The sequence below is a fragment of the Streptomyces sp. NPDC006516 genome (assembly GCF_040611875.1).
Classification (GTDB): domain Bacteria; phylum Actinomycetota; class Actinomycetes; order Streptomycetales; family Streptomycetaceae; genus Streptomyces.
Genome location: NZ_JBEXPD010000002.1, coordinates 229,075 through 247,298 on the forward strand (window position 1 = coordinate 229,075; position 18,224 = coordinate 247,298).

At 72.8% G+C, this 18,224-nt stretch carries 18 protein-coding genes; 8 read left to right on the plus strand and 10 right to left on the minus strand.

The genetic code is table 11. The features are described from left to right. Positions 1-18 precede the first annotated feature (18 nt). Genes ABZY45_RS07155 through ABZY45_RS07170 form a run of 4 tightly spaced genes read right to left on the minus strand, consistent with a single transcriptional unit; the run spans position 19 to position 2,978 of the window. A complete protein-coding gene (locus tag ABZY45_RS07155; RefSeq protein WP_356737035.1) occupies positions 19-675 on the minus strand; it encodes an ATP/GTP-binding protein in 657 nt (218 codons plus the stop codon). Further along, positions 656-1,030, minus strand: a complete 375-nt coding sequence (locus ABZY45_RS07160; RefSeq protein WP_356737037.1) for a DUF742 domain-containing protein — start codon at positions 1,028-1,030, stop codon at positions 656-658. The genes ABZY45_RS07155 and ABZY45_RS07160 overlap by 20 nt, the downstream gene beginning before the upstream one ends. Next, positions 1,027-1,458, minus strand: a complete 432-nt coding sequence (locus ABZY45_RS07165; protein ID WP_356737039.1) for a roadblock/LC7 domain-containing protein — start codon at positions 1,456-1,458, stop codon at positions 1,027-1,029. Before ABZY45_RS07165 ends, ABZY45_RS07160 begins: the two co-directional genes overlap by 4 nt. Continuing rightward, positions 1,455-2,978 (minus strand): ATP-binding protein, encoded by a 1,524-nt coding sequence (locus tag ABZY45_RS07170; protein WP_356737041.1) that lies wholly within the window; start codon positions 2,976-2,978, stop codon positions 1,455-1,457. The genes ABZY45_RS07165 and ABZY45_RS07170 overlap by 4 nt, the downstream gene beginning before the upstream one ends. 451 nt (positions 2,979-3,429) lie before the next feature. Between ABZY45_RS07170 and ABZY45_RS07175 the strand changes: the two genes are divergently transcribed. Next, entirely contained in the window at positions 3,430-5,226 is a 1,797-nt protein-coding gene (locus ABZY45_RS07175) for an LCP family protein (RefSeq protein ID WP_356738703.1), read from the plus strand. 137 nt (positions 5,227-5,363) lie between these two features. Here the strand turns inward: ABZY45_RS07175 and ABZY45_RS07180 are convergent, their stop codons facing one another. After that, on the minus strand, positions 5,364-6,008 hold the full coding sequence (locus ABZY45_RS07180) for a dihydrofolate reductase family protein (RefSeq protein ID WP_356737043.1): 645 nt from the start codon (positions 6,006-6,008) through the stop codon (positions 5,364-5,366). A gap of 101 nt (positions 6,009-6,109) precedes the next feature. On the opposite strand from ABZY45_RS07180, the gene ABZY45_RS07185 reads away from it, so the two are divergent. Then, entirely contained in the window at positions 6,110-8,944 is a 2,835-nt protein-coding gene (locus tag ABZY45_RS07185; RefSeq protein ID WP_356737045.1) for an FAD-binding and (Fe-S)-binding domain-containing protein, read from the plus strand. A gap of 40 nt (positions 8,945-8,984) precedes the next feature. Here the strand turns inward: ABZY45_RS07185 and ABZY45_RS07190 are convergent, their stop codons facing one another. Then, on the minus strand, positions 8,985-10,139 hold the full coding sequence (locus ABZY45_RS07190; RefSeq protein ID WP_356737047.1) for a serine hydrolase domain-containing protein: 1,155 nt from the start codon (positions 10,137-10,139) through the stop codon (positions 8,985-8,987). A 51-nt stretch (positions 10,140-10,190) separates the two neighbouring features. Beyond that, positions 10,191-11,135 (minus strand): LysR family transcriptional regulator, encoded by a 945-nt coding sequence (locus ABZY45_RS07195; RefSeq protein ID WP_356737049.1) that lies wholly within the window; start codon positions 11,133-11,135, stop codon positions 10,191-10,193. A gap of 154 nt (positions 11,136-11,289) precedes the next feature. Here ABZY45_RS07195 and ABZY45_RS07200 point away from each other — a divergent pair, with 154 nt between their 5' ends. The 3 genes from ABZY45_RS07200 to ABZY45_RS07210 all read left to right on the plus strand — a co-directional run bounded on the left by ABZY45_RS07200 (position 11,290) and on the right by ABZY45_RS07210 (position 13,160). After that, entirely contained in the window at positions 11,290-12,270 is a 981-nt protein-coding gene (locus ABZY45_RS07200) for an EamA family transporter (protein WP_356737051.1), read from the plus strand. Positions 12,271-12,360: 90 nt separating this feature from the next. Further along, on the plus strand, positions 12,361-12,879 hold the full coding sequence (locus ABZY45_RS07205) for a DinB family protein (protein ID WP_356737054.1): 519 nt from the start codon (positions 12,361-12,363) through the stop codon (positions 12,877-12,879). Positions 12,880-12,992: 113 nt separating this feature from the next. Beyond that, entirely contained in the window at positions 12,993-13,160 is a 168-nt protein-coding gene (locus tag ABZY45_RS07210) for a hypothetical protein (RefSeq protein WP_356737056.1), read from the plus strand. A gap of 14 nt (positions 13,161-13,174) precedes the next feature. On the opposite strand, the gene ABZY45_RS07215 is transcribed toward ABZY45_RS07210, so the two are convergent. Genes ABZY45_RS07215 through ABZY45_RS07225 form a run of 3 tightly spaced genes read right to left on the minus strand, consistent with a single transcriptional unit; the run spans position 13,175 to position 14,045 of the window. Further along, a complete protein-coding gene (locus ABZY45_RS07215) occupies positions 13,175-13,609 on the minus strand; it encodes a PIN domain-containing protein (RefSeq protein WP_356737058.1) in 435 nt (144 codons plus the stop codon). Further along, positions 13,606-13,845, minus strand: coding sequence for a hypothetical protein (locus tag ABZY45_RS07220; RefSeq protein ID WP_356737060.1), 240 nt, complete (start codon positions 13,843-13,845; stop codon positions 13,606-13,608). Before ABZY45_RS07220 ends, ABZY45_RS07215 begins: the two co-directional genes overlap by 4 nt. Before the next feature lie 23 nt (positions 13,846-13,868). Next, on the minus strand, positions 13,869-14,045 hold the full coding sequence (locus tag ABZY45_RS07225) for a hypothetical protein (protein ID WP_356737062.1): 177 nt from the start codon (positions 14,043-14,045) through the stop codon (positions 13,869-13,871). A 75-nt stretch (positions 14,046-14,120) separates the two neighbouring features. Here ABZY45_RS07225 and ABZY45_RS07230 point away from each other — a divergent pair, with 75 nt between their 5' ends. From ABZY45_RS07230 to ABZY45_RS07240, 3 genes are read left to right on the plus strand one after another with little or no spacing between them, the layout of a single operon-like run. Next, the gene (locus tag ABZY45_RS07230; RefSeq protein ID WP_356737064.1) at positions 14,121-14,927 is read left to right on the plus strand and encodes a TIGR03084 family metal-binding protein; all 807 of its coding nucleotides are present in this window, start codon (positions 14,121-14,123) and stop codon (positions 14,925-14,927) included. Then, complete coding sequence (locus ABZY45_RS07235) at positions 14,924-16,627, plus strand: acyclic terpene utilization AtuA family protein (protein ID WP_356737066.1); 1,704 nt, start codon at positions 14,924-14,926, stop codon at positions 16,625-16,627. The genes ABZY45_RS07230 and ABZY45_RS07235 overlap by 4 nt, the downstream gene beginning before the upstream one ends. Then, the gene (locus tag ABZY45_RS07240; RefSeq protein ID WP_356737068.1) at positions 16,624-18,219 is read left to right on the plus strand and encodes a carboxyl transferase domain-containing protein; all 1,596 of its coding nucleotides are present in this window, start codon (positions 16,624-16,626) and stop codon (positions 18,217-18,219) included. Before ABZY45_RS07235 ends, ABZY45_RS07240 begins: the two co-directional genes overlap by 4 nt. Positions 18,220-18,224: the final 5 nt, after the last annotated feature.

Here is an 18,224-nt window from a genome sequence, read left to right on the forward strand (position 1 = left end):
TCGGCAGGGGGCACTTGGTCACGGCGTGGGCTCCGGGGTCATCGCCGCGGCGGTCCTGGCACCCGGGAGCGCCGCATCGGCGCCCTTCTCACGGGCGAGGGAGAGCGTGTAGAGGTGCTCGACCAGGGTGATGAGGACGTACTTGCTGGAGGACCGGTCCCGGGCGTCGCACTCCACGAGCGGGACCTCGGGCGAGAGGTCCAGCGCCTCGCGGATCTGCTGCTCGGTGTGGAGCGGTCCGCCGAAGTCGTTGCACGCGACGATGAACGGGGTGCCGTGGTGCTCCAGCCGGTCGATCGCGTACCAGGAGTCGGCGAGCCGCCGGGTGTCGACGAGGACGACGGCGCCCAGGGTGCCGGAGAAGAGGCGGTCCCACAGGAACCAGAAGCGCTCCTGCCCGGGTGCGCCGAAGAGGTAGAGGACCGATCGCGCGTCGAGCGTGATGCGGCCGAAGTCGAAGGCGACCGTGGTGGACGTCTTGGACTGCACACCGTCGAGGTCGTCCACGGCCTCGCCCGCGCGGGTCATGGTCTCTTCCGTGTTGAGCGGACGGATCTCGCTCACGGATCGGACCATGGTGGTCTTGCCGACACCGAAGCCGCCGACGATGACGATCTTCAGTCCGTTGTCGGCCGTCGCCTGCAGGGCGGCACGGTCAGAGGTTGCGGAGTCCAACGAGCACCTGTTCCAGGGTGTCGGTGTCGGGGAGCCGGTCCTCGACACGGGCAGTACGGGGGTGGCGGGCGCTGATCCGGCCGGTGTCGAGCAGGTCGCACAGCATGATGCGGACGATGCTGACGGGCAGATTCAGGGTGGCCGAGATCTCGACGACCGCGGTGGGGCTGTCGCACATCCGCAGGATCGCGACGTGCTCCGACTGCATCCCGGGGCTCGGTTCGCACTCGGCGACGACGAGCGTCACCAGGTCGAACGCGGCCGAGTCGGACCGGCTGCGGCCACCCGTCAGGGTGTACAGCCGGTCCGGATCGTCGTCGCGTCCGGGGCGGGGGCGCGGTAGCGGCGTCGTCATACGTCCGCGGTCTCCGCGGCCGGGGCCGCTGCGTCACGTGGCGGGGCGACCAGGTACTCGCCGAGCTGCTCGACGAGCTCGCTCATGTTGTGGCCGACGAGGCCGACGTCGGAGTCCTCCGCCGCCACCACCGCCAGGTGGGCGCCCGCACCCGCCTCGACGATGAACAGCACACCGCCGTAGAACTCGGTCATCGCCGACCGCACGCCACCGGTGCCGTCACCGAACTCGATGGACGCGCCGTGCGACAGGCTCTGGATTCCGGCGGAGATCGCGGCCAGCTGGTCGGCCTGGTCGACCGAGAGCTCGGGGGTGCGGCAGAGCTTGAGCCCGTCCCGGGACAGGACCAGGGCGTGCCGGGCGCCGGGCGTGCGGTCGAGCAGCCCCTCCAGCAGCCAGTTGAGCTTCTCGTCGGTCGTCGCGCTCATCGGGTGTTGCCTTCCGGGTGCGGGGAATTGGCACGTACCGCCTGGCTGAAGGTGCTGAAGCGGGCAGCCTGCACCTTCGGGTCGGTGGTACGCGGCCTGGGGGAGTCGGCGCCGCCGGGGGTGGCATTGCCGGTACGGGCTTCGGCGGCGGCCAGGGTGCGGCCGCGGCGGCGCTTGGGCAGGCCGCTCTCGCCGAACTGGGGGACGGCGCCGGTGGATTCGGACGCGGACTCAGGCGTGCCGGAAGCGGACCCCGGCGTGCCGGACGGAGTCCGGGTCCCGGCAGCCGCGGAGTCCGCCGCGGGCCTGGCAGCGGACGGGTCCTCGGTGCTCGGCGTCGAGTGGTCCGGCTCCGGCTCGGCGCGCCCGGAGGGCTCCGGGAGGGAGGCGGGCGCGGGCGTACGGGAGATGAGCTCCTGCGGCAGCATCATCAGCGCGCCCGTACCGCCGCGCGCCGACGGCCGGAAGGACACGGTGAGACCGTGCTTGCGCGCCAGCCGTCCGACGACGGCGAGACCCAGCCGGGTGCCGGAGATGGCGGTGAGGTCCTGGTTGTCCGCGGAGACGGCCCGCTCGGCGCGGCGCAGCTGCACATCGCTCATCACCAGGCCGCTGTCCTCGACGGTGACGACGATGCCCGCCGGCACCTCCTCGACGTACACGTGCACCTCGGCGGTGGGCGGCGAGAAGTTGGCAGCGTTGTCGAGGATCTCGGCGAGGGCGTGCATGACGCCCTCGGCGGCGTGACCCGCGATCGCCACGTCACTGGTGGAGTGGAGGCGGACGCGCTGGTAGCTGCCGATCCGGCCCATCGCGCCACGCAGGATCGACTCCATGACGATCGGCTTCGCCCAGCGGCGCCCGGAGCGCGCACCGGTCAGCACGGCGATGGAGTCGGCGAGGCGGCCCGCCTGGGCCGTGCGGTGGTCCAGGTGCAGCAGATCCTCGAGCACGTCCTCCGCGGTGTGCCGGTGCTCCATCTCGCGGAGGTCGGCCAGCATGCTGGTGGCCAGGGCCTGCATCCGGCCCGCGGCGTTGGCGCAGGCGGCGATCGCCGCGGAGCGCTCGGTCTCGCTGCGGCGGGCGCGTGCGGTGAGCCGGGCCGCCTCGGCGGTGAGCCGCTCGTGCTGCTCGGTGGCCTCGGCTGTGATCCGTGCCACCCGCTCGTCCGCCTCGGCGGTGACCCGGGCCGTCTCGGAGGAGGCCGCCGCCCTGATCCGCGCGGTCTCGGCGGTGAAGCGCTGGGCCTCGGCCGCGGAGGTCGACACGAGCCGGGAGGTCTCGGCGGTGAAGCGCTGGGCGTCCGCCGCGCGCAGGGCGCGCAGGTTGCGGGCGGTGGCGAGTGCGTGGACCGTGACGGTCACCGCGGCGCACAGCAGCGCGGCGGCGGCTCCCGCCCCCCACGACAGCGGGGCCCGTACCGAGTCAGGGGCGGCGGAGACCGCCCACAGGCACAGGGAACCGGTAACGGCTGCCGAGATCAGCAGGGCGAGCGCGGTCTGCCGGAGTTGAGGGCGCAATCGGAGTCCTTGGGGCGGACGGTGCGAGGGATAGGGGCAGGTGCGACGGAACGGGGCAATCGGGACGTTCCGGTGTTGTGGTGGTGAAAGAACCACAACTGGAGCTGATTGTTCCTGATCAAGTCACGGCAACTATAGGAGAATTGGCGACTTGTTTGGGGATTCCTTGTGGCCACTTCTGTTTGAAATCTGGCTGGAATGGGTTCCCTCGCTACCGCGAGGTCGCTCGACGCCGGATCGAACTCTCACGTGGGCGGGTATGTAGAGGCATATGTTGCGCTATGTCCCCTGTGTCAGGCTTGAATTGTCACGATCGTCGCTCCTGGGCCGGTGGCCAGCTAGTGTGAGCGCTCCGGTGCAGTCGGCCTGCCAGGTCGGGCACTGCCGTAAGACACACCGCGCGCCTTGAAGGGGGAGGCGCCGCGTGGCCCCGACGGAGGACGCAGCAACCGTGGACGCGCAAGGCCGTGGGCGGGACGAGGGCATCGACCCCGCAGACCAGTGGGTACTCAACCCGGACACCGGTGATTACGAACTGCGACTGACCCCTTCCTCAGGGCGATCGTCCACGTCGTCCGGCTCCCCGGGTACGTCCGACGCCAGGACGTCCGGCTCGCGGCGCAGGCCGGGGCCCGCGGCGCCTCCGCCGGGCGAGCGGGCCTCCGTCCCCGGACAGCGCGGCGGGCGCAGGGGCGCCGAAGGCGGGCGCGGGGGCCGGGACGAGTCCGGGCGCGGGGGCCGGGACGAACCCCGGAAGGCGGGCGGCCGTGCGGCCCCGCCGGCCCAGGGACGCCGCAAGGCGAAGCCGAAGAAGTCGGGCAAGAAGAAGGCGCTGGTGTGGACCGGCGGGGTGGTCGCCTTCCTGCTGTTGGGCACCGGCACCGCGGGCTACCTCGTGTACCAGCACTTCAACGGCAACATCACCTCCGTCTCCACCGACGGCGCCGGCACCGGCGGCTTCAGCAAGGACCGGGCGATCAACGTCCTGGTGATCGGCACCGACAAGCGCACCGGCAAGGGCAACGAGGGCTACGGGGACGCGGGCAGTGTCGGCCACGCCGACACCAACATCCTCTTCCACGTCTCCAAGGACCGTACGAACGCGACCGCGCTCAGCATCCCGCGTGACCTGATAACGGACATCCCGAACTGTCCGACCCAGCTGGCCGACGGCACCGAGAAGGACATCCCGGGCACCGCCGGCGGGCGCTTCAACACCAGCCTCGGCCAGTCCGAGCGCACCCCCAGCTGCACCATGCGCACCGTCACCGAGCTCACCGGCATCGAGGTAGACCACTTCATGGTGGCCGACTTCAACGCGGTCAAGTCGCTGACGACGGCCGTCGACGGCGTGGACGTCTGTCTCGCCAAGGACATCGACGACAAGGACTCGCACCTCAAGCTGTCGAAGGGCGAGCACACCCTCCAGGGCGAGCAGGCCCTCGCCTTCCTGCGCACCCGGCACTCCGTCGGCTTCGGCAGCGACCTGAGCCGCATCGAGATCCAGCAGCAGTTCCTGGGCTCGCTGATGCGCAAGCTGAAGTCCAACGACACTCTGACCAGCCCCACCAAGATGTGGTCGCTGGCCGAGGCGGCCACCAAGGCGCTCACCGTCGACGACAAGATCGCCGACATCAACCAGCTGCGCAAGCTCGGCATGGAACTGGCCTCGGTCGACCCCAAGAACATCACGTTCACCACGGTCCCGGTGCTGGACAACCCGAACGACAAGGCGACCGTCATCCTCGACAAGTCCAAGGCGCCCCAGGTCTTCTCGATGATGCGCGAGGACGTCTCGTTCACCGCCGTGGAGAAGCAGGAGAAGGCGGCGGCCAAGGCCGCGGCGGACGCCAAGCTCAAGGGCGAGATGGCCGACCCGGCTGACGTACGGGTCGACGTCTACAACGGCGGCGCCCCGGCGGGCTCCGCGCAGAACGCCCTGGACTGGCTCCAGAACGAGGAAGGCGTGCTGAAGTCCACCAACAAGGCGAACGCGCCGGAGAACGTGAAGAAGACGCAGCTCGTCTACGCCCCCAACCAGGCGGACCAGGCGCGCCGGCTCGCCGACCTGATGGGCCTGTCGGCCTCGGCACTCAAGCCCACGAAGACCGACGCCGGTGACATGGACCCGATGGTGCTGACGCTGGGCCCGGACTTCAAGACGGCGGGCAGCCCGCTCACCGCCCCGCAGAAGGCGCCGGAGGACATCCAGCGCGTGGAGGCGGACAAGGCGGTCTGCGCCAAGTAGCCATCAGGCCCGGGGCCGCCCTGGTCGGCGGCCCCGGGACCGGCCACTTCCGCGAGTCCGCGCCGGTCGGCGGCCGGGACCGGTCACGTTCGCGGGGCCACCCGCAGCGGAGCCCCTCGGAGGGGCCCCGCGCCCGGTCACTTCCGCCAGAACAGGTGGTGCGTCACCCCGCTCGGGCTGGGGACGACATCCAGGTGGAACCGGTCGAGCAGATCGTCCGGGGAATCCCAGAGCCGTACCCCCGACCCGAACTCCACCGGTGAGACCGCCACGTGCAAGGTGTCCACGAGGTCGGCGTCGAGGAACTCCCTGATGGTGGTGGCCCCGCCGCCGAGCCGTACGTCCTTGCCCCCGGCCGCCTCCCGCGCCTGTTCGAGGACCGCCGCGGGCTCGCCGCCCACGAAGTGGAACGTGGTGTCGGAGAGCGTGAACGACGGACGCTCGTGGTGGGTCATGACGAACACCGGGGTGTGGAACGGGGGCTCGTCACCCCACCACCCCTTCCACTCCTCGTCCTGCCACGGCCCGCGCACGGGACCGAACTTGTTGCGGCCCATGATCTCGGCGCCGATGTTCCGGGGGTAGTCCCGCGTGAGGTAGTCGTCCAGGCCCCGGCTCCCCCCGGGTGCGGTGCGCATGGGCCAGCTCGCCGTGGCACCCGCCCAGGCGAACAGATTCCCCGGATCGACATGACCGAACGGCCTCTCCAGGGTCTGGTCCTCACCGGCGCCGATCCCGTCACTCGACACGTTGAAGTTCTGGACCCTCAGCAGTTGAGCCACGTGCTCCTCCTTCGATCGCGACAGACAACGGGGGTGAGACTCTCCGGGCCGGGCGAACTCATCGGCGCGGCCCCGGCCGGCCGGTGGTCCATGCTGGGGCCATGGCCACCCAGCCCAGCGACCTCGCCCACCATCTCACCGCGGCCGTCCGCGGCGAGGTGGACACCACCAGGACCGCCCGCGCGCTGACGACCATGGACGCGTCCAACTACCGCCGCGTCCCCGTCGCGGTCGTGTCCCCCCGCGACGCGGCGGACGTCGCCGAGACCCTGCGCGTCTGCCGGGAGCACGCCACGCCGGTCGTCCCCCGGGGTGGAGGCACCTCCATCGCCGGCCAGGCCACCGGGACCGGCGTCGTCCTGGACTTCACCCGCCACATGCGGCGGATCACCGAGCTGGACCCCGGCTCCCGAACCGCCGTCGTCCAGCCGGGAGTCGTGCTGGACGACCTGCGGGCCGCCGCCGCCCCGCACGGGCTGACCTTCGGCCCCGACCCCTCCACCCACAGCCGCTGCACGCTCGGCGGCATGATCGGCAACAACTCCTGCGGCTCCCACTCCGTCGCGTGGGGCACCACCGCCGACAACGTCCGGAGCCTGCGCGTCCTGCGGTACGGCGGCGAGAGCCTGCACGTCGGCCGGGACCTGCCCGGCGCACCGCCCGGCCTCCACGAGTTCGCCGCCGCCCACCTCGCCCCGCTGCGCACCGGCTTCCCCGCCCTCCCGCGCCGCATCTCCGGCTACGCCCTCGACGCCCTGCTCCCCGAGAACGGCCCCGACCCCGCCCGCGCCCTCTGCGGCAGCGAGGGCACCCTGGCCGTCGTCACGGAGGCGACCGTCCGCCTCGTCGAGACGCCGCGCGCCCGCGCCCTCGCCGTCCTCGGCTACGCCGACGAGCCGGCTGCCGCCGAAGCCGCCCCCGGCCTCCTCCCCTACGGCCCGCTCACCGTCGAGGGCATGGCCGAGGACCTCGTACGCGAACCGGCCGGGCTGCCCCGTGGCGCCGCCTGGCTGTTCGTGGAGACGGGCGGAGGCACCCCCGCCGAGGCCCGCGCCCGCGCCACGGAGATCCTGCGCGCCGCCGACGCCCTGGACGGCACCGTCGTCACCGATCCCGCCGCCATGCGGACCCTGTGGCGCATCCGCGAGGACGCCGCCGGGACCGCGACCCGGATGCCCGACGGCACCGAGGCCTGGCCCGGCTGGGAGGACTGCGCCGTGCCACCCGGCCGACTCGGCCCGTATCTGCGCGACTTCCGCGCCCTGCTCGCCGAACACGGCCTGCGTGGCACCCCGTACGGCCACTTCGGTGACGGCTGCATCCACGTACGCGTCGACTTCGACCTCCTCACCGAGCAGGGCGTGGCCCGGTTCCGCCGCTTCTCCGAGGACCAGGCCGGCCTCGTCGTCGCGCACGGCGGATCGCTGAGCGGCGAACACGGCGACGGACAGGCCCGGGCGGAACTGCTCCCCCGGATGTACGGGGACGAGATGGTGGGCCTGTTCACCCGGTTCAAGGACCTCTGGGATCCCGACGGCGGCCTGAACCCCGGCATCCTCGCCCGTCCCGCACGCCTCGACGAGAACCTCCGCTTCGCCGTCCTCCCGAGGCGGCCCGTGGACGTGGCCTTCGGCTACCCGCACGACGGCGGCGACTTCACGGCCGCCGTGCGCCGCTGCGTCGGCGTCGCCAAGTGCCGTACGGAGAAACCGGGGCAGGACCTCATGTGCCCGTCCTTCAGGGCCACCGGCGAGGAGGAGCACTCCACCCGGGGACGCGCGCGGCTGCTGCACGAGATGCTCGCGGGCGAGGTGGTCACGGACGGCTGGCGGTCCACGGAGGTACGCGACGCACTCGACCTGTGCCTGTCCTGCAAGGGCTGCCGCAGCGACTGTCCGGTCGGCGTCGACATGGCCACGTACAAGGCGGAGTTCCTCCACCAGCACTACAAGGGACGGCTGCGCCCCGCCGCGCACTACGCGCTGGGCGGGCTCCCGCGATGGCTGCGGATGGCGGCCCCCTTCGCCCGTCCGCTCAACGCCCTGGCCCGGATCGGTCCGCTCGCCGCCCTCGCCAAGCGGCTCGGCGGCATCGAACGGCGGCGCGGGCTCCCCGTCCTGGCGCGGCGGACGTTCCGCGCGTGGTTCGCCGGCCGACGGTCACGGGCGGCCGGCCCTGCCGTGCTGCTCTGGCCGGACACCTTCACCGACCACTTCTCGCCCCAGGCGGGCCGGGCGGCCGTACGGGTGCTGGAGTCGGCGGGCCGGGTGCCCGTGCTGCCCCGCCGTGGGGTGTGCTGCGGCCTCACCCAGGTCTCGACGGGCCGGCTGGACGCGGCCCGCGCCGTCATGCGCCGGACCCTGGACCTGATGGGCGGGGCGCTCGGGGAGCCACTCGTCGTGCTGGAGCCGAGCTGCGCCGCCAGCCTCCGCACGGACCTGCCCGAGCTCCTCCCCGACGACCCGCGCGCCGCCGTCCTCGCCGCCTCCGTGCGCACCCTCGCCCAGTACCTGGAGGAGTACACCCCGGACTGGACACCGCCCCGGCTGGAGCGCCGCGTCGCCGGCCAGACCCACTGCCACCAGCACGCGGTGCTCGGCGACGCCGCCGAGCGCAGGCTGCGCGAGAAGGCCGGCCTGACCGGCGAACTGAGCGGCGGATGCTGCGGGCTGGCCGGCAACTTCGGCTTCGAGCGCGGGCACTGGGACGTCTCCGTGGCCTGCGCCGAGGAGCGGCTCCTGCCCTCCGTGCGGGCGGCGGAACCCGGCACGGAGCTGCTGGCCGACGGCTTCTCCTGCCGTACGCAGCTGGACCAGCTGGCGGGGCGCCGGGCCCGGCACCTCGCCGAGGTCCTGGCGGAGGGGCTGCCGCCGGAGCGGCCGGATCAGCCGGATCAACCCGGCCGGCCGGATCAGCCGGACAGGCCGGGCCCGTGAGCCCGGCACGATCCGGACGGGGTGCCACGCCGGTGAGGGCTCAGAGCTCGGCGACGGCCTTGCTCACCGCCGCGGAGAGCCGCGCGTTCTCCGGTGCGGCGCCGCCGGGCAGGGCGAAGCGGCGCCGGGTGTATCCGTAGGCCACGCCGTTGACGGGATCGGCGTACGCCTGCGAGCCCGCCGCGCCGGAGTGCCCGAACGCGCCTTCGCCCAGGGCCGGGTAGGCCGCGCGCACCGCTTCGAAGCCGAGCGCGAAGTGGTCGGCCTCTTCGGTCACCAGGTCGGTGCCCTTCCAGTGCACCCGGCCCACCTCGGCGATCGTCTCCGGGGTGAGCAGCGGTGCCCGGCCGTCCACCTCGGAGACGGCCGCGGCGTACATTCCGGCGAGCCCGCGCGCGGAGCCGACGCCGCCGACCGAGGCCGGGCCGAGAGCGCGTACGGCCCGGGTGTTGGGGAGGGCGATGAGATCGAGCGGCGGGTCCTGTGCGAAGCCGAACGCGAGCGCCCGCAGGCTGTCCAGGTCGAGCGGGCCGCCCGTCGCCGGGCCGGGCGCGGGGATGCCGGGGCGGATGCTGACGTAGCGGGGTTCGAGCGCCTCGGGCAGGCCGAGGTGGAAGTCCAGTCCGTAGGGAGCGCGCACCCGCTCCTCGAAGATCTCCTGGATCGAACGCCCGGTGGCCCGCCGCACCACCTCACCGGTGAGGGCGCCGATGGTCAGCGCGTGGTAGCCGTACTCCGTGCCCGGCGTCCAGTAGGGACGCTGGCCCGCCAGGCGTGCGGCGATGACGCGGTCGTCGGCCAGCCCTTCGATGCTGAACCCGCCGTCCGCCCAGACCAGCCCGCCGCGGTGCGACAGCAGTTCCCGCACGGTCAGTTCACCCTTGCCCTCGGCGGCGAACTCCGGCCAGTACGAGGCCACCGCGCGGTCGAGGTCGACGGTGCCGTCCTGGACGAGCAGGGCGACCACGAGGTGGGCTGCGCCCTTGGTGGAGGAGTACACGGCGGGCAGCGAGTCCCCAGCGATGCCCTCCCCGGCCCACAGATCCACCACGCGGCGGCCGTGGTGGTGGACGGCGAGCTGACTGCCCGGCTCGGTGTGGTCGGCGGCGAGTACGGCGGCGAACTCCTCCCGTACGCCCTCGAAGCCCGCCGCTACCGTGCCGTGCACGGTGATGGTGTCGCCGGTGTCCGTCATGTCGCGCCCCCTGGAGTGATCGAGCCGATCGGTACACGGCTCCCAACTCTCCTACGTCCGCGGTTCATTCCCCGATGGGCGGGGGAAGGCCCCCGGCGGCCCAGGCTGTTCCCCCGCGACGATCTCCCGGGCGAGCGCCGCGAGCCGGGGCAGCGCTGGATGCCCCGGCCCCTCCCGGCGGGCGAGGAGCACGGGCAGCGGCGGGGCGTCGTCCAGCGGTACGTAGGAGACCCCGGCGTGCGGGTGCATCTGGGCGGTGGACGCCCCCGAGACCCCGTTGCCCCGCCCGGCCGCGATGGCGGTGAGCCAGTCGTCGGTGTTGGCGACGGCGAGGGTGGCGGCCGGGGCCGCGTGCGGGGGCCACAGGGCGAGCGTGGTGGCGCCCGAGACCGTGTTCAGGACGACCGCGTCGGCGGTCAGGTCGGCCAGGGAGAGCGAGGCGCGGCCGGCGAGCGGGCCGTCGGCGGCCACGGCGGCCACCCTGGTCTCGGTGAAGAGCACCTCGGTGACCAGGCCCGGAGTGTCCACGGGCCCGCGGAGTACGGCCGCGTCCACCTCGCCCCGGGTGAGCCCGGCCGTGCGATCGTCGATGCGGAGCAGTTCGAGCGGGGTTCCTGGGTGGCGCTGCTGCCAGGTCCGCAGGAGCGGGGTGGTGTACGGGCCGAGGGCGGACCAGGCGTGCCCGAGCCGCAGCGGCCAGTGGCGCAGCCGTCCGGGGTCGAGGGCCTCCTCGAAGGCGCCGACCGCTGTGGCGGCCTTGTCCCGGAAGGCCACCCCCTCGGGGGTGAGGACGAGGTGATGGGTCGACCGGTCGACGAGGCGGACGCCCAGATGCCGTTCGAGGGCGGCGAGGGTGCGGGAGACGACGGGCTGTGTGACCCCGAGCCGGGCGGCGCCGCGAGTGACGCTGCCCTCGTCGGAGACGGCGAGGAAGGCCCGCAGATGGCGGATCTCGATACCCCGCCCGCTGGTGCCGGCGCCCTGTCCAGTGCTCATGCGTCCGGAGCATAACGAGAGCGCAAACGGTATTTCACCGGGGGCGCGCGGGTGTCTACCGTGAGGAGGTGAGCGGCTCGCGTACGGTGCCGTATCGTGGATGCATCAGTGCATTATCTTGTACTGCCCGACCGGACTGGATGAGAGGTTCCTGGTGAACGACCCGCGCGGTGCCGCAGAGCCGGCCGCAGCCGTCGCCGTACCCGAGGCGGTGTCCGCGCTCGGCTCCGGGACCGGCCTCGCCGCCGGCTCCGCGCAGGACGGGCCACGCAGCCCCGGCGCCCGCAGGGCCGCGCTCGGCCCGGTGGTGCTGGTGGTGGCGGGCGGGCTCTCCGTCCAGTTCGGGGCGGCGGTCGCGGTGCTGCTGATGCCGAGGGCGGGAGCGCTCGGTGTCGTCACGCTGCGTCTCGCCGCCGCCGCCCTCGTGCTGCTGGTCGTCTGCCGGCCGAAGCTGCGCGGGTACTCGCGCGCCGACTGGGGCACCGTGGTGGCCTTCGGTATCGCGATGGGCGGGATGAACACGCTCTTCTACCAGGCCGCCGAACGCATCCCGCTGGGCGCGGCGGTGACCCTGGAGGTCCTCGGCCCCCTGGTCCTGTCGGTCGTGGCCTCCCGGCGGCTGGTCAACCTCGTCTGGGCGGCTCTGGCGCTCGGCGGTGTCGTCCTCCTCAGCGGCGGGGGCTTCGACCGCCTGGATCCGGCCGGGGCGGCGTACGCCCTGGGCGCGGGCGCGATGTGGGCGGCGTACATCGTCTTCAGCGCCCGCACGGGCCGCCGCTTCCCGCAGGCCGACGGCCTGGCCCTGGCCATGGTCGTCGCGGCGGTCCTGTCGCTGCCCCTCGGCATCATGGAGGCGGGCTCGAAGCTCCTGGTCCCCTCCATCCTGGGACTCGGCGTGGCCGTGGCGCTGCTGAGCTCGGTCCTTCCGTACACCCTCGAACTCATGGCCCTGCGCAGGCTGCCCGCCCCCACCTTCGCGATCCTGATGAGCCTCGAACCGGCCATCGCGGCCACGGCGGGCTTCCTCATCCTCGACCAGGCCCTCTCCACGACGGACGCCCTGGCCATCGCCCTGGTCATCGGGGCGAGCATGGGCGCGGTGCGCAGTCAGGCGCGAGGCCTCGGCAAGCGGTGAGTCCGCTCCGCCAAGGGGACCGGTCCGTTCCGGCTGCGCGGGCAGGCGTCCGATCCTAGGGTGGTCGCGAAGGCCGACCTGGAGGAACACATGCCCGAACGCGACGATCTCCTGGCGCTCGTGACCGATCAGCGCACCAACTTTCTCTACACCGTCGCGGAGCTCGACGACGCCGGAGCCCGCGCCCGGACGACGGTCAGTGAGCTGACTCTCGGCGGCCTCCTGAAGCACCTCGGAAGTGTGCAGCGCAGCTGGCTCGACGTCGTCCAGGGCACGGCCCCCGCCAAGATCGACTGGGCGGACCTCGACCCCGACGGCAACCGGATGACCGAGGCCGAGACGGTGGCCGGGCTGCTGGAGGCCTTCCACGCGGCGGCGGCCGCCTTCGACCGTACGGTGCGCGAGGAGGCCGACCTCGACCGCGAGGTCACGCTGCCGTCGTACCCCTGGTCGCCCCCGGAGCCGGTCGTCTGGACCGTCCGGCGCGTGCTGTGGCACGTCTTCCGCGAGATCGCCCACCACAGCGGTCATGCCGACATCGTCCGCGAGGCGCTGGACGGTGCCAGCACCACGGCGAAGATGGCGGAGGCGGCGTCGAAGGGTCAGTAAGCGGGCGCGGGCCGGGCGCGATGCGCGGCCGGACGGTTCGCGCGGCGTCGTCACCGTGCCGGGACCGGGCGCGCGAGAGACGATGGAAGGGAGCCGAGGAAGGAGGCCCGCGCATGGGATCCGCCAAGGAAACCGATGAGTACGCAGGGCTGTACTCGCACACGCCGTCGCAGGCCGAGGGTGAACGCGACGAGCCGACCGCACGCGGCAGCGCCTCCGAGGTCCATCCCGACGTCCCCCGGACCGAACCCTCGCAGGCGGAGGGCGACCGCGCGGAGTGAAGCCGGCCGGCCGCTCAGCAGTCCACGGGCAGGATGCGGAATGCGGCGAAACCGGGCGTCAGTGGTGTGATGGCCCTGAGATCCCGCTGGTCGAGAGTGAAAATGCGGTCCGTCCGGTACCGGTCGGCAAGGACGACACCGACCGCGTCCGCCAGGTCCAGCCGGAGTCCTTCGTAGGTGCGGCGCACCTCGTGCGCCGCACCCAAGTCCGCGGGTTTCAGGTCGGCGAGCCTGTACTGGCCGTCCGCCATACGCGAGTTGAGCGCCTCCATCACCTGCATGGCGGCCGGAAACCCGAGATCCCGGTGCACGAGATGGTCCAGTTCCGTGACGACCAGCGGGGAGATGGCCAGCCTTTCGTCGGCCAGGATCTTCGCGGCGCCGGGGTGTTCCGGCTGTGCGGAGTCGAAGGCCGCGTAGAGGGCGGAGGTGTCGGCGACGATGATCAACGGCGGGCAGCTCGATCCTTGATGTGCGCGTACACCGCGTCATCCATGGCCTCGGGAGTGAGCGGGCGCCCGCTGTCGAAGACCGGGAGCTCACGTCGGCGCTTGGGGCGTTCCGCCTCGTCGAGGATCATGGCGATGCCCCGCCTGATGAGTTCCGTTTGCTCACGGGCAGGGTGGTAAACGGCTCGGCTGTTACGTTCCGGGTCATGAGTGGCGACGGCGCGCACGTGGGGCACGCGGCGAACGATGCCGCGGTGGATCATGGGTGGCTGCTCGGCCATTTCAGCGAGCGGCCGACCCGCGCCACAGTGAGGCGCTGGAGATCAAGTGGGGGGTCGACCCGCAGGGTGAAGAACGGGCGCAGTGGGTGCGGGGCGAGGGGCGCACCGCCCTGCTCGTGCTCATCGGTGGCCGCTTCCTGATGCGAATAAATCATGCAAGCATGCTTGCTTGTTTTATGGGCCGCTGGCATGCTCCGGGGCACACCGCCACGCCCCGAGGGGAGCGCACCGTGTCCGACGCTTCGGCCGTGACCGCCGCCGTGCTCGACGATCTTCGTCTGGAGGGCGACGAACTCGACCTGCTGGTAGCGGGGTTGAACGCCCCCGAGTGGACCGTGCCCACACCCGCCGAGGGGTGGACCGTCGCCCACCAGATCGCCCACCTCCACTGGACGGACGAGGTCGCCCTGGTCTCCGCGACCGAGCCCGACGCCTTCGCCGTCGAGGTCGAACGGGCACTGGCCGCCCCCGCCACCTTCGTCGACGAGGCGGCCGGGGAGACGGTGGCCGCCCTGCCGCCCGAAACCCTGCTCGTTGAGTGGCGTGAGGGCCGGGCCCGGCTCCAGGCGGCACTCCGCGCCGCACCCGCGGGGGCCAGACTCCCCTGGTACGGGCCGCCCATGAGCGTCGCGTCGATGGCATCCGCGCGGCTCATGGAGACCTGGGCGCACGGCCAGGACGTCGCCGACGCGCTGGGCGTGACCCGGAAGCCGACCGCCCGTCTGCGGCACGTCGCCAGGATCGGCGTACGGGCCCGGGACTACGCCTACTTCGTACGCGGTCTGCAACCGCCGGCCGAGCAGTTCCGGGTGGAACTGGTGGCCGAGGACGGTGAGCTGTTCGCCTACGGACCGGAGGGCGCCGCCCAGCGGGTCACCGGGCCGCTCCTCGACTTCTGCCTGCTCGTCACCCAGCGCGCCCACCGCGACGACCTGGCCGTCGAGGCGGTGGGCGCGGACGCCGGGCAGTGGCTGGACATCGCGCAGGCCTTCGCCGGACCCGCCGGACCCGGACGCCCGCCCAGGGCGGGCCGATGACCCGGCCCCTGCGCATCGGCAACGCCTCCGGCTTCTACGGCGACCGCTTCGACGCCGTGCGCGACATGCTCACCGGCGGCCCGCTCGACGTCCTGACCGGCGACTACCTCGCCGAACTCACCATGCTGATCCTGGGCCGGAGCCGCATCGAGGACCCGAAGCGCGGCTACGCCTCGACCTTCCTGCGCCAGCTGGAGGAGAGCCTCGGGCTCGCCCACGAGCGCGGGGTGAAGATCGTCACCAACGCCGGAGGGCTGAACCCCGCCGGGCTCGCCGACGCCGTGCGGGAACTGGCCGACCGGACCGGTGTCCCCGTGCGTGTCGCGCACGTCGAGGGCGACGCGCGGCCCGTGCCGGACGGCTGCCTCACCGCCAACGCCTACCTCGGCGGCGCCGGCATCGCCGCCTGCCTGCGCGCCGGGGCCGACATCGTCGTGACCGGCCGGGTCACGGACGCGGCGCTCGTCACCGGGCCCGCCGCAGCCCACTTCGGCTGGGCGCCGGACGCCCACGACGCGCTCGCCGGGGCCGTGGTCGCCGGGCACGTCCTGGAGTGCGGGACACAGGCCACCGGCGGGAACTACGCCTTCTTCGGCGAGCACGACGTCCGCCGCCCCGGTTTCCCGCTCGCCGAGATCCACGAGGACGGCAGCAGCGTCATCACCAAACACGAGGGCACGGGCGGGGTCGTCGACCTCGGCACCGTCACCGCCCAACTGCTGTACGAGACGGGCGGCGCCCGCTACGCCGGACCCGACGTCACCGCCCGGCTCGACACCGTGACGCTGGAGCGTGAGGGCCCCGACCGGGTGAGGATCAGCGGCGTACGCGGGGAGGCCCCGCCGCCCACGCTCAAGGTCGGGCTGAACCGGCTCGGCGGGTGGCGCAACGAGGTCGTCTTCGTTCTGACCGGGCTCGACATCGAGGCCAAGGCGCGGCTCGTACGGGACCAGTTCGCCGACGCCCTCGACCGGGCCGGTACGAAACCCGCCGAGGTGCGGTGGGAACTCGCCCGCACCGACCGGGCCGACGCCCCGAGCGAGGAGACCGCGAGCGCCCTGCTCCGGCTCGTCGTGCGCGACCCCGACGCGGAGGCGGTCGGCCGGGCGGTCTCCGGGGCGGCCGTCGAGCTGGCGCTCGGCAGCTACCCGGGCTTCCATGTGACCGCACCTCCCGGAAAGGGCGCGCCCTACGGGGTGTTCGAGGCCGCGTACGTACCGGCGGACGAGGTCGAGCACGTCGCCGTCCTGCCGGACGGGTCGCGCGAGGCGGTCCCCGCCGCCGGTCCGTACCTAGAGCTCCACGAGGTGCCCGAACCGGCCCTGCCGGAGCCGCTGCCCGCCGGGCCGGTCCGCACCGCCCCCCTCGGGCTGGTCGCGGGCGCCCGCAGCGGCGACAAGGGCGGCGACGCCAACGTCGGCGTGTGGGTCCGCACCGACGACGCCTGGCGGTGGCTGGCCCACGAGCTGACCGTCGACCGCTTCCGGGAACTGCTGCCGGAGACCGCGGGACTCACCGTCGTACGCCATGTTCTGCCCAGGCTGCGGGCACTCAACTTCGTCGTCCACGGCCTCCTCGGCGAGGGCGTCGCCGCGCAGGCCCGCTTCGATCCGCAGGCCAAGGCGGTGGGGGAGTGGCTGCGGTCCCGGCACCTGCCCGTCCCCGTACAGCTGCTCCCCGAACCGGAGGCGACCGCATGAGCGTCCTGCCCACCGCACTCGACACCGCGGGGCCCGACTACGCCGCCCACCGCGAGGCCATGCTCGCGAAGCTCGCCGAGCTGGAGACCGAGCACGCAAAGGCCCTCGCGGGCGGCGGCGAGAAGTACGTGGCCCGCCACCGCAAGCGTGGCAAGCTGCTCGCCCGGGAGCGGATCGAGCTGCTGGTCGACCCGGACACGCCGTTCCTGGAGCTGTCCCCGCTGGCCGCCTGGGGCAGCGACTACGCGACCGGCGCCTCGCTCGTCACCGGCATCGGGATCGTCTCCGGCGTGGAGTGCCTGATCACCGCCAACGACCCGACCGTACGCGGCGGCGCCTCCAACCCCTGGACCCTGAAGAAGGCGCTGCGCGCCAACGAGATCGCCTTCGCCAACCGGCTGCCGTGCGTCTCGCTCGTGGAGTCCGGCGGCGCGGACCTGCCCTCGCAGAAGGAGATCTTCATCCCCGGCGGGGCGCTCTTCCGCGACCTCACCCGGCTCTCGGCCGCCGGGATCCCCACGGTGGCCGTCGTGTTCGGGAACTCCACGGCGGGCGGGGCGTACGTCCCCGGGATGTCCGACCACACGGTGATGATCAAGGAACAGTCCAAGGTCTTCCTCGGCGGCCCGCCCCTGGTGAAGATGGCAACCGGCGAGGAGAGCGACGACGAGTCGCTCGGCGGCGCCGAGATGCACGCCCGCGCGTCCGGTCTCGCCGACCACTTCGCCGTCGACGAGCACGACGCGCTGCGCCAGGCCCGCCGGATCGTCGCCCGCCTCAACTGGCGCAAGGCGTACCCCGATCCGGGGCCCGCCGAGCCGCCGAAGTACGACGAGGACGAGCTGATCGGGATCGTGCCCGGCGATCTGAAGGTTCCCTTCGATCCGCGCGAGGTCATCGCCCGGCTGGTCGACGGCTCGGACTTCGACGCCTTCAAGCCGCTCTACGGGACGAGCCTGGTCACCGGATGGGCGCGCCTGCACGGCTATCCCGTCGGCATCCTCGCCAACGCCCAGGGCGTGCTGTTCAGCGAGGAGTCGCAGAAGGCCGCGCAGTTCATCCAGCTCGCCAACCAGCGCGACATCCCGCTCCTCTTCCTGCACAACACCACCGGCTACATGGTCGGCAAGGAGTACGAACAGGGCGGCATCATCAAGCACGGCGCGATGATGATCAACGCGGTGTCGAACTCCAGGGTCCCGCACCTGTCCCTGCTGATGGGCGCCTCCTACGGCGCCGGCCACTACGGCATGTGCGGCCGGGCCTACGACCCGCGCTTCCTCTTCGCCTGGCCCAGCAGCAAGTCGGCCGTCATGGGACCCCAGCAGCTCGCGGGCGTCCTGTCGATCGTGGCCCGCGCCTCCTCCGCCGCGAAGGGGCTGCCCTACGACGACGAGGCCGACGCGGGGCTGCGGGCGATGGTGGAGCAGCAGATCGAGTCCGAGTCGCTGCCGATGTTCCTCTCCGGGCGGCTGTACGACGACGGGGTCATCGACCCGCGCGACACCAGGACCGTCCTCGGGATGTGCCTGTCAGCGATCCATACGGCACCGGTCGAAGGCGCGCGCGGCTTCGGCGTCTTCCGGATGTGAGGCAT